13 protein-coding genes are annotated in these 16,689 nt (G+C 47.5%); 7 read left to right on the top strand and 6 right to left on the bottom strand.

The features are described from left to right. The 3 genes from ACJJI5_RS14740 to ACJJI5_RS14730 are packed head-to-tail and all read right to left on the bottom strand — an operon-like array spanning position 1 to position 4,222. Complete coding sequence (locus ACJJI5_RS14740; RefSeq protein WP_444933468.1) at positions 1-1,275, bottom strand: glycosyltransferase; 1,275 nt, start codon at positions 1,273-1,275, stop codon at positions 1-3. Then, positions 1,272-3,515: a glucosidase family protein gene (locus tag ACJJI5_RS14735; RefSeq protein ID WP_445354456.1), complete on the bottom strand. Its 2,244-nt coding sequence runs from the start codon at positions 3,513-3,515 to the stop codon at positions 1,272-1,274. The genes ACJJI5_RS14740 and ACJJI5_RS14735 overlap by 4 nt, the downstream gene beginning before the upstream one ends. Beyond that, positions 3,515-4,222: a TVP38/TMEM64 family protein gene (locus ACJJI5_RS14730; RefSeq protein WP_444917499.1), complete on the bottom strand. Its 708-nt coding sequence runs from the start codon at positions 4,220-4,222 to the stop codon at positions 3,515-3,517. Before ACJJI5_RS14730 ends, ACJJI5_RS14735 begins: the two co-directional genes overlap by 1 nt. Positions 4,223-4,589: 367 nt before the next feature. On the opposite strand from ACJJI5_RS14730, the gene ACJJI5_RS14725 reads away from it, so the two are divergent. The 7 genes from ACJJI5_RS14725 to ACJJI5_RS14695 all read left to right on the top strand — a co-directional run bounded on the left by ACJJI5_RS14725 (position 4,590) and on the right by ACJJI5_RS14695 (position 14,016). Next, positions 4,590-5,912 carry a TolC family protein gene (locus tag ACJJI5_RS14725; RefSeq protein WP_444917498.1) on the top strand — a complete coding sequence of 441 codons (1,323 nt, stop codon included), beginning with the start codon at positions 4,590-4,592 and terminating at the stop codon, positions 5,910-5,912. Positions 5,913-5,915: 3 nt separating this feature from the next. Beyond that, entirely contained in the window at positions 5,916-7,025 is a 1,110-nt protein-coding gene (locus tag ACJJI5_RS14720; RefSeq protein ID WP_444917497.1) for an efflux RND transporter periplasmic adaptor subunit, read from the top strand. 10 nt (positions 7,026-7,035) lie between these two features. Continuing rightward, a complete protein-coding gene (locus ACJJI5_RS14715; RefSeq protein ID WP_445354455.1) occupies positions 7,036-10,716 on the top strand; it encodes an efflux RND transporter permease subunit in 3,681 nt (1,226 codons plus the stop codon). A gap of 141 nt (positions 10,717-10,857) precedes the next feature. Further along, positions 10,858-11,205: a hypothetical protein gene (locus tag ACJJI5_RS14710; protein ID WP_445354454.1), complete on the top strand. Its 348-nt coding sequence runs from the start codon at positions 10,858-10,860 to the stop codon at positions 11,203-11,205. A 161-nt stretch (positions 11,206-11,366) separates the two neighbouring features. Beyond that, positions 11,367-12,257, top strand: a complete 891-nt coding sequence (locus ACJJI5_RS14705) for an AEC family transporter (protein WP_445354453.1) — start codon at positions 11,367-11,369, stop codon at positions 12,255-12,257. A gap of 138 nt (positions 12,258-12,395) precedes the next feature. Continuing rightward, complete coding sequence (locus ACJJI5_RS14700; protein WP_445354452.1) at positions 12,396-12,920, top strand: hypothetical protein; 525 nt, start codon at positions 12,396-12,398, stop codon at positions 12,918-12,920. A gap of 127 nt (positions 12,921-13,047) precedes the next feature. Beyond that, positions 13,048-14,016: a UDP-glucose 4-epimerase family protein gene (locus ACJJI5_RS14695; RefSeq protein ID WP_445354451.1), complete on the top strand. Its 969-nt coding sequence runs from the start codon at positions 13,048-13,050 to the stop codon at positions 14,014-14,016. 30 nt (positions 14,017-14,046) lie between these two features. Here the strand turns inward: ACJJI5_RS14695 and ACJJI5_RS14690 are convergent, their stop codons facing one another. From ACJJI5_RS14690 to ACJJI5_RS14680, 3 genes are all read right to left on the bottom strand, one after another. Continuing rightward, positions 14,047-14,598 (bottom strand): hypothetical protein, encoded by a 552-nt coding sequence (locus ACJJI5_RS14690; RefSeq protein ID WP_445354450.1) that lies wholly within the window; start codon positions 14,596-14,598, stop codon positions 14,047-14,049. A gap of 274 nt (positions 14,599-14,872) precedes the next feature. Continuing rightward, a complete protein-coding gene (locus tag ACJJI5_RS14685; protein ID WP_445354449.1) occupies positions 14,873-15,538 on the bottom strand; it encodes a class I SAM-dependent methyltransferase in 666 nt (221 codons plus the stop codon). Positions 15,539-16,043: 505 nt separating this feature from the next. After that, positions 16,044-16,490: a hypothetical protein gene (locus tag ACJJI5_RS14680; protein WP_445354448.1), complete on the bottom strand. Its 447-nt coding sequence runs from the start codon at positions 16,488-16,490 to the stop codon at positions 16,044-16,046. Positions 16,491-16,689: the final 199 nt, after the last annotated feature.

Genomic DNA, 16,689 nt, shown 5'->3' with positions numbered 1-16,689 from the left:
CTAACGCTTGGGTGGTTGATTTAAGGCTGCGCCTGCGGCTTCTGTGAAGCCCTCGAAAATCTCCCACTGTATGGTGATTAATTTTCCAGTGCGTATACATCGCGCATAAATAGAGTTATCGAGCGGCCAGTTGTAGTGCACGAGGGGTTGATAGAGATCCAGTGCACGCTGGGCACAGCTATTCATGGAAAAGTCCTGGGCCGTAATTCTGGCTTCCCTAATCATCTGCTGGCGGCGGTCGTCAGGTAGGTTGTGGAACCAACGTATCGCCGCCACAAAATCATTCAGCGATTCTTTGGTTACCAGGCAGCCGTTAATACCTTGCTTCAATATATCTCTCGATCCATTGGCTTCCAGGGCGATCACGGGAACTCCAGAGGCCATTGCCTCAGACAGCACTAGACCTTGGGTTTCAGTAGTGGAAGTAAATAGAAAGGTGTCCATCGCGCTGTAGACATCCCGGCGGGCATCGCCAATGACTTTCCCTGGCATATGTACACGTTGCATTAATTTTTTGTCGGTAAAAAACTGCTGGAGCTGATCTTCCAATGGGCCGCTGCCAGCGAGAAGAAAGTGTGCGGATGGATACTCCTGTAAAAATTTGGCGACGGCCTGACAAAGAAAAACCAAGTTTTTTTCCTTCCCAAAGCGGCCCAAGTGTCCCAACAAGAATGCTGATGCAGGTATTTTCAGTTTTTTCCTGAGCTTATTGCCTTCTCCATGGGCGTATTGCTCTGGGTGCACTCCCGTAGGGACTTCCGCGATTGGAGTTTGTACCCCTCGCTCCCGGAGAAGTCTCACAACACTCAGGCTTGGGGCCAGGACCAGATTAGCTTTATTGGCGAAGCGGGTGGCAACTTCCATTACAAAGCGTTTGAGTGCTTGTGAATCTCCCATCAAATTGTGGGTGTAGTGCTCGTACAATGTGTGATGGGTAAAAACGAGCGGTAGCTCGCGCTCTCGCGAAATACGTAGGGCAGTCAGCCCCAGGAGAAAAGGGTGGTGGGCATGAAGGATATCCGGACGGAATTTATCCAGCGCATCATTCAAAACCCCTGAAAATGGCAGCGCCATGGAAAAGTCGGTGCCATTAAAATTCTGGATTGAGTGAATTCTCAGAACATGTTCTTCATCGTCAGACTTTTGCGGGAACTCAGGTGCGATCACCAGTACTTTGTGCCCACGTTTGCGATATTCCTCACTAAACGCGGCGACGGAGTGCGCAACGCCGCCCACGTGAGGTAAGTAGGTGTTGGTGAGCATCACGATATTCACTTGGGGCTCAACTCCGCACTCTGCGATTCGTCGGTGATCAGCACTGGCCGGAAGCCGATGGCCTTAATGGCGATAGGCGGGGGCTTCCCATGCCAATCGGCAGCCCAAGAGACCGTTGGCGTGGAGCCAGGTTGAATTTCCAGGGTAACTAAGCCAAACCGGGTTGGAGCGGGCCCAAAGCGGATGGGCTGATCTGAGTCAGTACCTTTGAGCCACTCGGGGGGGAGCCCGGAGATGAGAACCAGTGCGTCCTGCTCTTCGCGGACGAAGCAATTGCGTTGCATCGCCACCCACTCAGCCGCTGCCCAGGCGTGCTGTCCATCCCCCATACATCCGCCGAGAGAATGGGGGTGGATGGCTTCCGGCCATTGCCCTGTTGGCGATGCCAGTTCTGCGACACTGCGCATAAGGTCAATACAGCGGGCATCTCCAGCCCGAAGCAATACCTGGGCAATGTGGAGAGTGAGGTAGGCGTTAATGCCGGAATGGATCATGTCCTGGAAAAACCCGCCGCTCACAAAGCACTTTTCCATCAGGTATTCAGCCAGGTCTACCAGCCTCGGGTCCTCTGGTGGGTAGAGTTGCAAGGGATAGCCTGCGGCGATCGATCCTACGGCACCGGCATCCAGGCGCCGGTTTGGTGAGGCTGGCATCGCGGGGCGGCCCAGGCGGTCCTGTGCATCCTGCAAGCTTTGATCAATAGTGCGCTGGAAGTCGCTGGCCGCGGTATTGAAGCGATGGGCGTTGTCATCCATACCTTCGCGCGTGCAAATACTGGCGGCACTCTGCAGGCCGGCGACGCCCCAGAAGTCGTCCCAGTAGTAGCAGTCGTTGGGCCCCAGGTGTTCTGCACTGAATCCCGCAGGGAGCAGGCCCCCACAGGGGCTGCCATCATTCGGCAGGCGCTTGTTGATAATCCATTTGGCACCCCTGACGACAGGCTCGCACCACGGCTGCTTTAAGGGTTTGCCGGTTAATTCACAATAGAGATTGAAGATCCACAGGGCTTCACCATTGGAGTCCCACTCGCCGTCCTGGGAGTGAAAAAAACCATCCCGCTTTTGCCGGTGGGGAAATTGCTCCAGAGCTCTTTCTGCGCGGTTTGTCAGTCCGGCATAAAGCAGCGATTGAATCATAAATGCCGCGTCCCGAAACCAAAACCGCTTGTAGGTGTAAGGCCCCGGGTAGACATCTTTGGGAGAGTGGAGAATAAGGGTGCGTATTGCTGAGTCGTAAAGAAACTGAAATTTTTCGTCGGGAACGGTCAGGGCACAGTGACCTTCCAGGACATGTTCCCAGCAAAGGGGAGAGCGCTGTTTACTCTCCTCTGTGACCAGGGGGATAGCAACCTCAATCTTGCGGGATTTTCGGTCTTCGATGCGAAACATAGCGGCCGCGGAGGCCATGCCAATATCGCAGAGCCCCTCGCGATTGCTCTCTTTGTCGCGGAGATGGAGGTAGATATCGCCGCGCTTGTAATTGGATGCCAGGTGTTTGTCTACCGGCTGACTGAACTCCACTGCAGACTTGTCTTCAATAAGCCAATTGCGCCCGCTGTCGCCCAGGCGAACCTTGTGAACAAAGCTGACGCCCTCCGGATTGCAGGGGCGCAAGACCACCATTAACCAGCCGCCTCCCGGACACTGGGCATTGAGTTCAAGCACACAACGGGGATGGCCCTGGAGCAAGCTCGCTGAAGCCCTGTTATGTAACTTAAGACCCCGGCGGTGGGATTCGGTGACTATCGCAATATCATCTCCCAGCTCCTGGTGCTGGTTGCAGAAGCCGAGGGTGGAAGGCATTAGCTCTTCACCGCTATCACTGATGACCCAGACATCGATAGACCAACCATCGTAGTGGGGTGTAAGCAGGCCTCGGGGGTCGACAATCGGCAATTCTTCGCAGTCTGGTATACCTACAGCGGTCCAATTGCGGTGGCTCAAATTGCAGTGGCTAATGGAAAAAGCTCGAGGGATAAACGACTTGTCATAGGGATCGAACTGGCGCTGAATCCAGTAGGGCCACACCCAGTCCAGGTTGTGTTGTATGACTTTACTGTTGATCAGTGCTCGAGCGTGAAATACCGCCCCTGCGCGTAGCAGCTCGATGGGTTCACTCACCTCTGAAGGCTCGGCAAAGCGCTGTAGATGCGCCATCAATGTGAGTGGATCAAGGAAACCGTGAGCGGTGGCAAAGCGGCGTACGAAGAAGCGCCAAGGTAGCCATTTCATCCAAGGCATCAGAGGTCCTCTTCTTTAATAATTCTTTTCAATGCACGACGAGCCATTCGAGTGAGCCCGATTAGTGCGATGACGGCCAGGGCGAATCCGGCAATATAAAATCCCCACTGAACTGGAGTGCGTTCCTCAACCTTGCCCAGGGAGGTGAGATCTGCTGCGATGGAGCCGATGTAAACGTTGTGCAGTGTAAGGGGGATAATTCCCAGGGCATTTCCGATCACAAAGTCACGCAGTCGAACTGGAGTCAGTCCAAAGAAGTAGTTCGACAACTTGAAGGGAAATAGGGGAACCAGTCGGGTCAACATAATCATTTGCCAGCCCTCGCGACGAATCACTTCGCCAACAGTCGCGGGCTTGATATGAGACATAACCCACCGAGAGGGCTTCTCGCCAAGAAGGTAGCGGGCGATAAGAAATGCGAGGGTTGCCCCAAGTACGGTGCCGGCAATAACCAGTAGAGTTCCTTTTATAACGCCAAATACGAACCCCGCCCCCATGGTAAAAATGACGCCAGGGAGTAAAAAGACGATTGCTGCGGCCACAATTAAGATAAATAGCAAACTTGTCTGCCAGCCCTGCTCATTGAGCCACTGCATCAGCTCAATAATCTGATCATCCAGGTCAAAATAAACCAATAAGCTCAACACCCCAGCCACGGCGATAGTGCAAACCGCGAGAATCAATAGAGGAATAAACTTCACCGCCATAGGGTTTTCCACGGAACCAAAGAAATACGGTTTTGATTGCCGCCATTAACTAGCCTAGCTAAAGGATCGCGACAGGTGATGCTTCTTTATGGCGTCTACACAGTTTCTGTTCGGAAAACTGATGGGAGGGGGCTGTCCGCTCTAAGAGGTGCTGGTGTTTTCGAAAATGAATCTCTAGTCGCGAGTCGGTGGAATATAAATTCATTAAGTTATTAAAAATATGAATATTATCCAAGGGGATAAATAGGAATCCGCCAGTCTGGGGCCAGCAGTCCGGCCAGTGGCTGTCAACAGATATACTTACTCGATCCTAAATTTATTTGCGCAGTGAGCAGATTTAAATTGTTGCTGGAAATAGAGGTGGCCGTTGTTCGAGTGCGCGCTCGCAATACTGCTGACTGGCGGCGGAGCCTGGAGCTATGCCAGCGAGCCTGTTTTGACCCTGGAAGATGCCGTCGATTTGGCAGTGACAGCTAATTTACGGGTTCAGGCGGCTGCGCTTGAAGTTAATGAGGTTTGGGATGACGTCGAGGCATTAAAAACAAAGCGCTATCCCCGGCTGGAAATGAATGCAGGGATAATCGATAACTTAACACGCCAGAGGTACACCTTTGATCGTGGCGTTTTTGTGCAGAATTCTCCGATAGGCCCTATCCCTCCTAGGGATATAGAGATCACATCAGAGGAAGGTGTGACCAAGACCTTCTCTGTCAGCGCGACCCAACCTATCACACAGCTATACACAATAGAGCTAGAGATTTGTGAGGGCTACGTTGTCACTGAAATGGCGGAGGAAAAGGTTCGCTTGGTGCAGCAGGATATAGGCTACCTCACCAAGATCCAGTATTTTGAAATTGGCAGAATCCTTGGTGATTTACAGGCCGTGGATGAAGCCATTATCTTCCTGACTTCTTTGAGTGAACTTGTAGGGAATTATGTTGCACAACAAGTTGCCCTCGAGTATGAACTTTTGGATGTGCGAGCACGCCTGGCCCAGCGCAGGCTGGAGCGCCAGCGCCTTATCGATGAGATGGCGACAGCGAAGGAGCGTCTCAATGCGTTGATGGCCCGGGATGTTGAAACGCCCTTCAATATTCAGAGTCTACCAAACCCACATCATTTAGCGTTCGATGTCGAAACCTCTTTAGGACTTGCCTTTGAGCAGCGTCCAGATCTCGCTGAATCAGAGCTGTCGATTGAGCGGGCTGAATATAGTTACGATGTGAAGAAGTCCGAGTATATCCCCGAAGTAGATTTGAATATTGAATACCTAAAGCTTTATGACGTCAGTTTAATACCCGATGCTGAAGCTTTCATTGCCCTGGAGATGCGCTGGGAATTTTTTGATTGGGGGCGGAAACGGGATGAACTTTCCAGTCGTGCCAATAAAATTCTCGAAGCGGAAAAAAAGTCTGAAGAGGTTCGAAATCGAATAGAAATAGAGGTTCGTGAAAGCTTGCGTCGCTTGCGCACTTCTCAAGAGTCTGTAGGGGTTGCGCGGGAATTACAAGCCGCTTATCGGGAAAAAGTACGGGTAATGACAAATCGTTACCGCGAACAAGCTGCCGTCCTGAGTGATGTCCTGGAGGCGGAGAAGCAGCTTTTTCGTGCGAATAGCGACTACAATCGAGCGGTACTGTCTGTATGGGGAACACTGGCTGAATATGAACGGTCGGTGGGGGAGGTGTGATAAATGCGTGTTATCAGCCTCTGCATTATCGCTTTATTAGTGGTCGTCGGTGGTTGCCACCGCCAACCACCGGAGAGAAAGCCCACACCGGTGGAAGTTTTTGTTGCCCGCTCGCAAGACGCAGCAGCTGGTTATCCTTACTCCGCAGTCGTCAATCCTTATACGCAAGTTGATGTAGCATTCCGTACAGAGGGCTATGTACGTGTAATACCCTCGCGAAAGGCGCTCGGGCAGACTCGTTTGCTGCAAGGAGGGGATTACGTTAAACGCCATGAAGTATTGGCGAAGATTGATGACGAGCAATATAGAGATCGCGTGGTGGAATCCGCTGCAAATGTGAGTAAAGCAGAAGCAGAGAGGCGTAAAGCTGACCTCAATTACAAACGGGCAACTGCGCTTTTTGCCACTGCCAGTATTACCGCGCCTGATTATGATTCAGCCAGGGAAGAGTATGAAATTGCGCAGGCAGCAGTAGTTGGCAGTAAGGCCCATTTAGACAGGGCAGAGGAAGAGTTACGAGATACAGTACTGCGCTCTCCGCTGACTGGAATTATCCTGCAACGTAACATTGAGGTGGGCACATTGGTTCACTCGCAGTCGGTTGGCTTCGTTGTGGCTGATATTTCCCGTGTTAAGGTTGTATTTTCCGTACCGGACATCGTGTTGAGTTATGCTCCACTGGGCAGTGTGGTGTCATTGCGTACAGAGTCTTTACCAGACCTTACATTCAAGGGCATGATCACTGAAGTTTCGCCCATGGCTGATCCCCGCACCAGAGTTTTCGCAATTACGGTCACTGTTGACAATCCAAAAGCGCAATTACGGGTAGGAATGATTATGTCTTTGGCCCTGGATAAAATACCGATACCTCCAGATAGGGTCGTTATACCGCTCTCATGTTTAGTAGCTCATCCTGGTAAATCTAAAGGATTCGCTGTATTTGTGCTGGAAAGAGACAAGGAATTATTGCGAGCAAAACTAAGAAAAGTGCTCCCGGGGCAAGTGGTTGGCAATGATATTGTCATTATCCAGGGGTTAACAGAGGGCGAGGAGGTTGTATCAACTGGTGCTGCCCAGCTCAGAGATGGGGAAGCTATAATTGTCGTGCCTTGAGGGTTAGGGAATGACAGATCAGGAAGAAAAAAGACAGGCAGAAATTATTGAGGCGGAAAGTCACCACCGTTTCAATACTGCTCGTTTTTTTGTAGACAACCCGAGTATTTCCGCTGCATTGCTGGTCACTATCCTGGTATGGGGGGTGGTTGCTTATCTCTTTATGCCGAAAAGCAAAGATCCAGATATTCCTGTGCGTATTGCTGTAGCAACAACTCATTGGCGTGGACAATCTGCAGTAAGAGTTGAAGAGTTGGTAACTCGGAAAGTTGAAGAGGCGATAGCGCAGAGTGAATATCTTCACGAGCCAGACTCAAGGACCTTTGCAATAAAGTCCCTTACATTAAATGGTGTCTCTATCGTACAAGCGCAGTTGGCACCGAAAACCGATGTTACCAAGGCATTTAATGATCTTAATCTGAAGCTGATTGATGCTCAGCAGCAATTGCCATCTGGAGCTAGCAAAATTTCTCTGAACTCGGAGTTTGGTGATACTGCAGCTATATTACTCAGTGTTGCTAGTCCCCGTGCAGGGCCAACTGAAATTACATTGCGTGCGGAGGATATTAGGGAAGGTATTTCAGAGGTTCGAGGGCAAGAGTCAAATAGTAAGGGACGGGTGAGTATTGTTGTTGCCCTTCCTTTGTCTTTAGCAGATACGTACTCTGCTACAGGCCTATGGATTTTTGCTAACTGGCTGGAGGCCCAAGGATACGGAACGAATTTTGAAGTATTAAATGGGGCTGGCTACCTTGGGGTGGATTTTTTATCTGATAAAAGTAACAGTGAAATACTAGCGGCTACAAAGCTCTACCTATCCGATAGGCTAAGTGCCCAGCGCTTTTTTCCCGATGCTTGGGACCCTTTCGTAGTTCGTAACCTGGCCAATACTCGTGACAATTTAATGAAAGTGGCAGGTGCGAAATATAGCTATCGTCAACTTGATGATTTCTCTGATCTTATTGCAGCAAATATAAGAGCCATTCCTGAAGTGAAAAGGGTGTTAAGAACTGGCGTACTCACCCAAGAAGTGAAGCTGCTGTATTCGCAGGAGAGGTTGGCCTCCTATGGGCTGCGACCGGATATGATTGCCCCTATTCTCAATGCCCGCAATACAACTATTCCCGGCGGTACCATTATTTCGGATGATCTGGGTATCGCGATTATGCCCAGTGGTGAATTTAATAACCATGAAGAAATTGCCAATGTCCCGGTAGCTTTGAGTGATACAGGAACGCCGGTATATTTGCGAGGAATTGTCGATATTATTATGGGGTATCAAGCACCACCGCCCCTGTTAAATTACTATGTAAATAAAGATGAAAATGGAGACTGGCAGCGTAGTCGCAGCATTAACCTCTCTGTGCAGATGCTGGATGGCAAACAAATAGGCGAGCTTGGTCGCAATGTTAGCACAGTCTTGGAAAAGGTTAAGGTTGATTTACCAAAAGACCTTATTATTGAAAGAGTTTCTGATCAGCCGCGTCAAGTGCGAGAGAGTGTAAGCCTCTTTCTAGAAGCTTTGATAGAGGCGATTATTTTAGTTGTGATAATTGCGTTTATCGGGTTTTCAGATTGGAGATCTGCTGTACTGTTAATGATATCTATACCAGTAACACTGACAATGACCTTTGGATTTATGCAGCTGCTGGGGATAGATATTCAACAGGTGTCAATTGCTGCGTTGATAATAGCTCTGGGCCTTTTGGTAGATGATCCAGTAGTGGCGAGTGACGCGATTAAACGACAAATGGCATCCGGTAAACCCTCAATTATTGCTGCTTGGTTGGGCCCAACTTTGCTGGCTAAGGCGATTTTTTTTGCGACATTGACAAATATTGTTGCGTATTTGCCGTTTTTATTGCTAACGGGTAACCAGGGAGATTTTCTACATAGTCTTCCTGTTGTGATGGTTTGTGCTTTGGTTGCATCCCGCATTGTTTCCATGACATTTATCCCTTTTCTTGGGAATACGTTATTACGCCCGCCGGATCAAACGGAGCGCAGTTTGGAGGTGCGGCGGAAAGAGGGGCTTACCGGGCACTACTACCGAACAGCAGATTGGGCTATTAGTAACAGAAAGATTGTTATATTAATTGCTTTAGGCATCCTTGTATTGGGTGTTGTTATAAAAAGCCAGTTGAGGAATGCATTCTTTCCCGCTGATGTTCAGTATTTATTTTATGTTGATATCTGGTTGCAAAATGATGCGAGTATTGATGCAACGGATAATGTAGCAAAGGTCGCAGAGGAAATAATTAGAGAAACTATCGAAGAGTATCAGCGGGAGCATGTAAAAAATAGTGACGGACCCATATTGGAGGGGATTAGCAGCACTTTAGGTGGTGGAGCGCCACGTTTTTGGTACACCTCCAATCCTCAACAAAAGCAATCCAATTATGGGCAGATTATCGTTCGATTAAGTGATAAGTATCTGACACCTATTCTGGTTCCAATTATCCAGGCTGCTCTTTCTGAACGAATTCCTGGAGCGGAGTTAGATGTTCGCCAGCTACAAACAAGTACAGTTGATCACCCTGTTGAGATAAGAGTTTCTGGGCGAGTTGCTGTTGGGTCTTTGGAGGAGGAGAAGGATATAGCACTTCTGCGAGAATATGCTGAAAAAGTTAAAGAAATTATTGAGAAGTCTCCCTATGCTCGCGTGGTTCGCGCTGATTGGGCAGGAAAAAGTCTAGTAATGAATATGAATGTGCTAGAAGATCGAGCTGAGATGTCGGGCGTAACCAATGCTGATATCGCTCTGGCATCGTCTTCAGGTTTTACTGGGTCTACAGTGGATACCTTGCGTCAGGGAGATAAGGAAATACCTATTGTTGCTCAGCTTCGATTGGCGGAACGTGGACAGTTGGAGGATGTCAATAATCTATATGTATTCGCATCTGATAGCGATATTCATATTCCATTGCGACAAGTGGCAACCACTTCCATTCTCTTTTCGACAGAAAGAATATATAGATTGGAAAAGTTTCGAACGATTACTGTTTATGCATTTCCATATTCCGGGTTCATTTCATCAGATATTATGTCTGGTGTTCAAAAAGAGTTAAAAGAACTCTCAAATTCTTTGCCTGCTGGATATCAATTGCAGATATCTGGAGATGCAGCCAGTACTCGTCATGGATTCCTGCAATTACTAATGATCATGGCTGTTTCCTCCAGTGCAATATACCTTGCTTTGGTATTCCAATTTAGTAGTTTGATAAAGCCTCTGGTAGTGTTCGCCACGGTTCCATTAGGTATGGTGGGTGCACTAGTAGCGTTGTTTATATCTGGTCAGCCATTTGGCTTTATGGCGTTTTTAGGGATAGTGAGCCTAATAGGCGTCATTGTCAGTCATATTATTGTCCTATTTGATTTTATTGAGATGCGTCATACTGCAGGAGATTCGCTTCGTCAGGCATTACTTGATGCAGGTATTCTTAGACTGCGCCCCATTTTAATCACTATTGCAGCGACGACCTTCGCCTTAATCCCCTTAGCTATTCACGGAGGCCCCCTCTGGCGGCCATTATGTTTTGCGCAAATTGGCGGCCTTATCTTGGCCACTTTTGGAACACTATTTTTGGTGCCGGTCATCTATACAACTATGGTAGAGGACTTAAAATGGATTAAGTGGATTGAGCGTAAGCCAAAGAAAGGGAGCGATCCCAGTGACTTGGTGACTACCTAAGTCATGTTTTCCCTTCCCTGGGGCATGCTGTAGAGATTCGATGGCGCCTTCAGGTAGTAATACTATTGGCCGGAAGGAAAAGGCTACTTACTGAATATCGGTTGTAAATTACCACTGATATGCTCAGAGAATTGTCACTTAATGCAGCGCAGCTGGATAGTGAAAAGGCTATGTTTTGATCCTGCAAACTCGACAACTGCTAGGATCAAAATGCGCCTATTAATGAAAATCCTGATACCGGCAAAGGCCGGCAACAAGTCCATTGCTGATGATAGTATGTCTGTGGCGATGAATGATTTTATCGCCTCAGCCAATCCTGAGGCTTCCTACTTCTTTTTGGAGCAAGGAAAGCGTGCAGCAATTTTTATCTTTGAAGAGAACTGTCAAGATCAGCTGATGACCTATAATGAAAAATTTTTTGCTGCCTTTGATGCTGAAATATGGATAACTCCGACTCTAAACCTTAGAGAATTACAGCTGAATTTATAGATATATATAATTAGGGTTTTTCATCTAGAAGGTCGCCAGAACATCGCAATTTCACCTGCGTACTTCTGTGGGTGCGTTCTGGTGGGCTAATGCTATTAGCACATTAAAAGGATACTTGTTGCACTGTACTGAAAAGTAGGGCACTGGGAGTTTAACGTTCGATGACAACCCTATTTGAGAACGTATTTGAAGTTGTTATTCCCGTATTTATCTGCGTTCTCATTGGATACCTCTTCGCGGCAGGTAAGCAAGAATTAAATTCTAAAATGGTATCCAAATTAATGGCCCATATTGGATATCCTGCGCTGATATTGGATCATATGCTGGGCCAGAAGATAGTATTGGGTAAGTTCCTGTGGATGCTGCTGGCAGCCTTTCTTATGTATTCGTTGATGTCGGTGCTAACCCTTCTGCTCTTATCTTTATTTAGGAAAAATATACGTACTTATTTTTCTTGTCTTAGTATGAATAATGTAGGCAATATCGGCCTCGCAGTATGTGCCTTAGCATTTGGGCATACGGGAGTTCTATACGGAATTGCTTTTGTTGTTGTGGGAATGATTTTCTTCTTTGTGGTTGCTCCTGGAGTAACTTCGGGTAGTTGGTCTGCCAAGGAAATTATGCTTAGTCCAGCCATTTACAGTGTGGTTTTTTCTATAGTCGCATTGATCTTCAATATTAGCTTACCAAAGCCTGTCATGTCCTCTCTTAATATCTTGGGCGGTATGGCAATTCCTCTAATGCTGTTGACCCTCGGACATAGCTTGGCCCAAATTAAGCTGGGTGATACTAAGATTGGGTTGGTCTTTGCTACTGGGCATATAATTCTCGGTGGTGCCGTCGCGCTTATTTTGACAAACTTGTTTAACTTTACTGGTGCTATGCGAGGGGTGCTAATTCTGCAATCCCTGATGCCATGCGCTGTTAGTACTTATCTCTGGATATCTATTTATCGCCCCCAAGATACCCCGAAGATATCCGGTATTATTTTCCTCTCAACTATTATGAGCATTTTTATTTTGCCTGTTGTGTTGACTTATTGGGTACAGTAGTTCATAGCTAGTGTTTGAGCTTCAGGCTATTTGGGAGTGATAAGGTGGTTCACTAAACTTCTGTGTGTTGTTCACTTGGCCTTCACAGTACGGAATTCACAGCCGTAGGTAGATTGTTTAGGGAGGCTCCAGACTTCAATGCCAACACAGATTTTGACTGGGCGGCCACTCTTGTTGCTGTTGACGTTGCTACTTTTCATGCTGGCTATGCCACTTCTTGTTCTTGCAACTCCCCATCCTCCAAGGCTATTAACCAGCTCCAATGATGATCAATATGCTAATGAGGAGCTATTGGGAGTTACATTTTTTCGAATGCTCCATCTGGATAGTACTATGGATAAGCAGGTGCGCCCGGATAGAAAAATCCAAACACCACCGATCCGCCACTTTGAAGGTGCTACTGCCAAGAACTTTCAGGAGAAGATAGCCCATAAAAAATACCACCAGATTTGCGATCGGCAGTCACCTAAAGGGTTGTCTCTTTGCGAGGAGGCGAATTGGAAGTACAAGCAAGCGAAAGCCTGTTTACAAGCCAGGGAGACTTGGGAAGCCCGCTGGGGCAGGCCGGATACTCAAGCTCCACATGGGAGAGCCCTGAAGAATGTCCGGGCTCGGCTTAAAAATGCTATTACTGACAAAGAACGCCTTTGTGGTATTGAATAGAGTTCTAATAGCCAGCGATGCTTGGATAGTTTGTCATGCTCACTATGTAGTTGACGAGATAAAGGTGTGTCGAAAAAGTGGTCCGTGTAAACTAACGTGAATTCTACAGCTGAGAAATAGGCCCCCATTGAAAGGACGTATATTACTAACCGGCGCTAGTGGCTTTGTGGGAACCGCACTCTTGCCGCAGCTTCGCAAAGACGGTTACCAGGTTTTGCCGGTGTATCGCCGCGATGTTGAGGGTGGCTTTCAGATCGGTGACCTGTCAAGCAATACGGATTGGGCACAGGCGCTTGTCGATATAGATACAGTCATTCACACCGCTGCGCGCGTCCATGTAATGGAGGAGACCTCTGCCAACCCTCTGGAGGAATTCCGTAGGGTGAATGTCGGGGGTACTATCAAGTTGGCACAGCAGGCGGCTTCATCCGGTGTTAGACGTTTTATTTATCTTAGTTCTATTAAGGTTAACGGGGAGTCTACCGACAACCGCTTGCCATTTAATGCGGATGAACAATGTGATCCTACGGATCCCTATGGGATTTCAAAGAAGGAGGCCGAAGACGCACTGCTAGAGCTGGCTGAGTCAACTGAGATGGAAGTTGTTATTATCCGACCACCTCTGGTCTATGGCCCTGGGGTCAAGGCGAACTTCCAAGCGATGATGCGTTGGCTTACCAAGGGGATCCCGCTGCCACTAGGGGCTATTCATAATCGCCGAAGCTTGGTATCTATCGGCAATTTAATCGACCTGATCCGCGTTTGTATTTCTCATCCCAATGCGGCAAACCAGGTATTTCTGGTATCCGATGATATGGATGTATCGGTAACAGATTTGTTGCGTGGTTTATCCCATGCCATGGGATGTGATGCTGGACTATTGCCTCTTCCCCAATTCGCACTCACCAGTGCGCTGAAGCTAATAGGAAAGGGGGCAGTTGCCAAGCGCTTGTGCGGTTCACTACAAGTGGATATCACTAAAACCAAAGAGTTGCTTGACTGGACCCCCCCGGTGGCCTTAGGTGAAGGTCTGGCGGAGACTGCACAGGCATATTGCCAGGCAGGAAGCTCTCAGACCCCGCAAAAGAGCACTTAGTCAACATTCATTGCCTACGGAGAGGGGTAGTCACCCCTCGTAATTGGCAACCGCAGCGTAAAAACCAAGCAAGTAAGTTGCTGGAACCTCAATGGTAGAGCTGTGCCCGGATCTTGCTCTCAGTTTAAGTTTGAGTTTATCTCGATTGCGCACTGAAGCCTGTATTTGTTCCTCAGTGAGAGCAATATCCAGAATTTCTTCAAGCATACATTCATTGCCACTTACGCATTGAAGGACATTTTTGTTAATAGGAGCCGTCTCTACTGGCTGTCCGCCACTTAACTCCGCAGACTCATAGTGACGCCACGCCTTGCGATAGGTGATATGGATCTGTAGGTGGTACTTCGTTGGTTCGTTAGCAGCGGGTTCAAATGCGCGGAGGTTGTAGTAGTAGAGGTTCAGGTCAGAGCCATCAGTAGTGGCCTGCAATTTCGGCCCTGAGAACTGAGTACCAGAATTTTCCCCGCTAGCTTGTATAGATACCGCCTGTCTGATTTCCCCTGCCGTTTTTTCCGAGAGCTGAGTGACTGAACTACAGCCAGCCAATAAAACCGCTACCAGAGTTAGTGTGAATTTAGTCATGGGTCTTCCCTGTTTTCTTTTCACTTCTTTTGGGGCGAAAGTATCGCATAGTTGGGGTGCTGGCTGAAATTTTACGTAAATCTTTATGCTCTAGGAGGGCAGTGGCATCAATTGACAACTTCGGAGGGAGCTTTTTAGTTGAGAATAATAGGGCGTATCAGAGGGTAATTGGCCGTCTATTCAGTATTCTAGATTTTGAAAATAGGAACATCAAAAGGCGGTATCTACCTTGCGATACTTTACGAGATACCGCCTTTGCAGTTGAGCTTGTATTTCACGCTGTGTAGATGGATTTTTTCCCAACAATGATAACCGAATCAGCTGGTACAGTTGTATTTTCAAAAGGAATTTGTTCTTCGTCAAAGTAATAGGACTCTACGGTATCAAAGCCCGCATTTTTCATAAGAGATTTAATTTCTTCCGTAGAGCGTATATGAAATTTAAATTGGGTGAAGGGTATTTTTTTGAGCGATTTATCTGAACGAATCCCGAAAACTGCTCGCCCTCCAGGTGAAAGCCAGTTGCTAATATGACTGAAAAAGCTTAATAAATCGTCGATAAAGTACAGAATATTAACTCCGATAACACCGTCAACGCTTCCATCTTTAAGCTGGACTTCCAGGCAATTACCACAAATTACTTCCGCTGCACACTGGCTGCCTCTTAGTGTTTCTCGAAGTTCACTGGCCATAACTTCTGACATTTCAATACCTAAATAGTGCCCATTAATGCCTAATCCGCTCAATATCGGTAGCGACAGCGATCCATTACCTGGTCCGATTTCGACGATTGACTCATCTTCTTGCGGTGATAGTTTTTGAATAGCTTGATTGGTAATAATCTGATTGAAAGCACTCATTTTGTTGCCCATTTCAATGCCAGCCTTTCCCTCAGGGCATGAAAGCTGGTTTGCGATAGATTCTAGATCAAGGTTTTCCATTAGTAATGTCTTTGTTGTCAATTACAGTTATATTGCTTGGAGTATAACCATGAAGCTGAAATAATGTTTCTTTTTCTTAGTAGGGCTTTAGATTCACAAGTGAGAAGACTGAGGGGCGGAGTATAGCTCTGGCGCTCCAGCTGATAACTGAGAGGTGTCACAGACATGGGGGCACTTTCTTTTCTGTAACACTTTGTGGGGAAGTACTATTTAACAGCTTGGGATGTGGTTTCTACGCTGCTTTTCTCTGTACGTTTATTGATCTGGTAGTGCAGCCTAGATTGCCAATACAAGTGACACACGCCAGCCCGGTAGAGATTCTAGTGAGCTCAACTAATTTAGAATCTCTTTTGGATGCGAGTTTATTCGGAACACTGCATCGTCAATACGGATTTTGGGTATCTTGCCAGTTTTCACACCTTTCGGGAAGAAACGTCTCTGTAGACCATTCGTATTTTCGTTTAATCCATTTTCCCAGGAGTGATAAAGCTCTTCAATATATATTTTATACCCCAGTTTCTGTGCAATTGATTGCCCGACTTACTGTCTTCTTACTCTTGTTGGACACCCGACGAGTGAGCAACAACTTAGAGACTTGTTCAACTAAAGTCACAAGACGGCCATCTTGGCCGTAAACCGTATAGCCCTTCCAGTGGCCGAGCTCGGTGTTTCCATCAACAATCGTAGGCCGTTCTTCAATATCAATACGCTCCGGAATGAGCTTTGCTCCTGCCTCAGAACCTGTACGCTTTCGGTAGACTTTGCCTTTTCGTGGAAGTCGCGGTCTCCAGCGAAGCTGAGCTATCCAGCGACAAATAGTAGAATAACCGACCGTTTTATTACATTTCTCAAGCTTCATCCGACCAGCAACTTGTTCGGGGCTAGCGTTTTTTAGCTGATAGTCAATTTGCACCTTCATGGCGAACAAATTTGGTGTACTTACGAGCCCCATATCGTCTCTGCAACACCTGGCGATGAGCGCTTTCAGCACAAAAAGGGTGAAAGCGATTAAGTTCTAATGAGATAGTTTTGTTGGAGCGATTGAGATGTAGTGCAACGCCTCGAGCCGAATAGCTCTGTCCATTGAGGACTTCGATCTGCTATCGTTCATTCAAGGTCAGTTGGTTGGTATAGATTCTCATGAGGTTCCT

This window comes from Microbulbifer maximicatervae (SeqCode) (assembly GCF_052467955.1).
The sequence above is the reverse complement of the archived record's forward strand: the minus strand, read 5'-3'. Positions and strand labels throughout refer to the sequence as shown.

Bases quoted from the DNA above. Each gene is read 5' to 3' on its own strand.
- ACJJI5_RS14730 (WP_444917499.1), bottom strand. From the start codon at position 4,222: ATGGCGGTGAAGTTTATTCCTCTATTGATTCTCGCGGTTTGCACTATC.
- ACJJI5_RS14700 (WP_445354452.1), top strand. From the start codon at position 12,396: ATGCCAACACAGATTTTGACTGGGCGGCCACTCTTGTTGCTGTTGACG.
- ACJJI5_RS14715 (WP_445354455.1), top strand. From the start codon at position 7,036: ATGACAGATCAGGAAGAAAAAAGACAGGCAGAAATTATTGAGGCGGAA.
- ACJJI5_RS14720 (WP_444917497.1), top strand. From the start codon at position 5,916: ATGCGTGTTATCAGCCTCTGCATTATCGCTTTATTAGTGGTCGTCGGT.
- ACJJI5_RS14680 (WP_445354448.1), bottom strand. From the start codon at position 16,490: ATGGGGCTCGTAAGTACACCAAATTTGTTCGCCATGAAGGTGCAAATT.
- ACJJI5_RS14735 (WP_445354456.1), bottom strand. From the start codon at position 3,515: ATGCCTTGGATGAAATGGCTACCTTGGCGCTTCTTCGTACGCCGCTTT.
- ACJJI5_RS14705 (WP_445354453.1), top strand. From the start codon at position 11,367: ATGACAACCCTATTTGAGAACGTATTTGAAGTTGTTATTCCCGTATTT.
- ACJJI5_RS14685 (WP_445354449.1), bottom strand. From the start codon at position 15,538: ATGGAAAACCTTGATCTAGAATCTATCGCAAACCAGCTTTCATGCCCT.
- ACJJI5_RS14690 (WP_445354450.1), bottom strand. From the start codon at position 14,598: ATGACTAAATTCACACTAACTCTGGTAGCGGTTTTATTGGCTGGCTGT.
- ACJJI5_RS14710 (WP_445354454.1), top strand. From the start codon at position 10,858: ATGCAGCGCAGCTGGATAGTGAAAAGGCTATGTTTTGATCCTGCAAAC.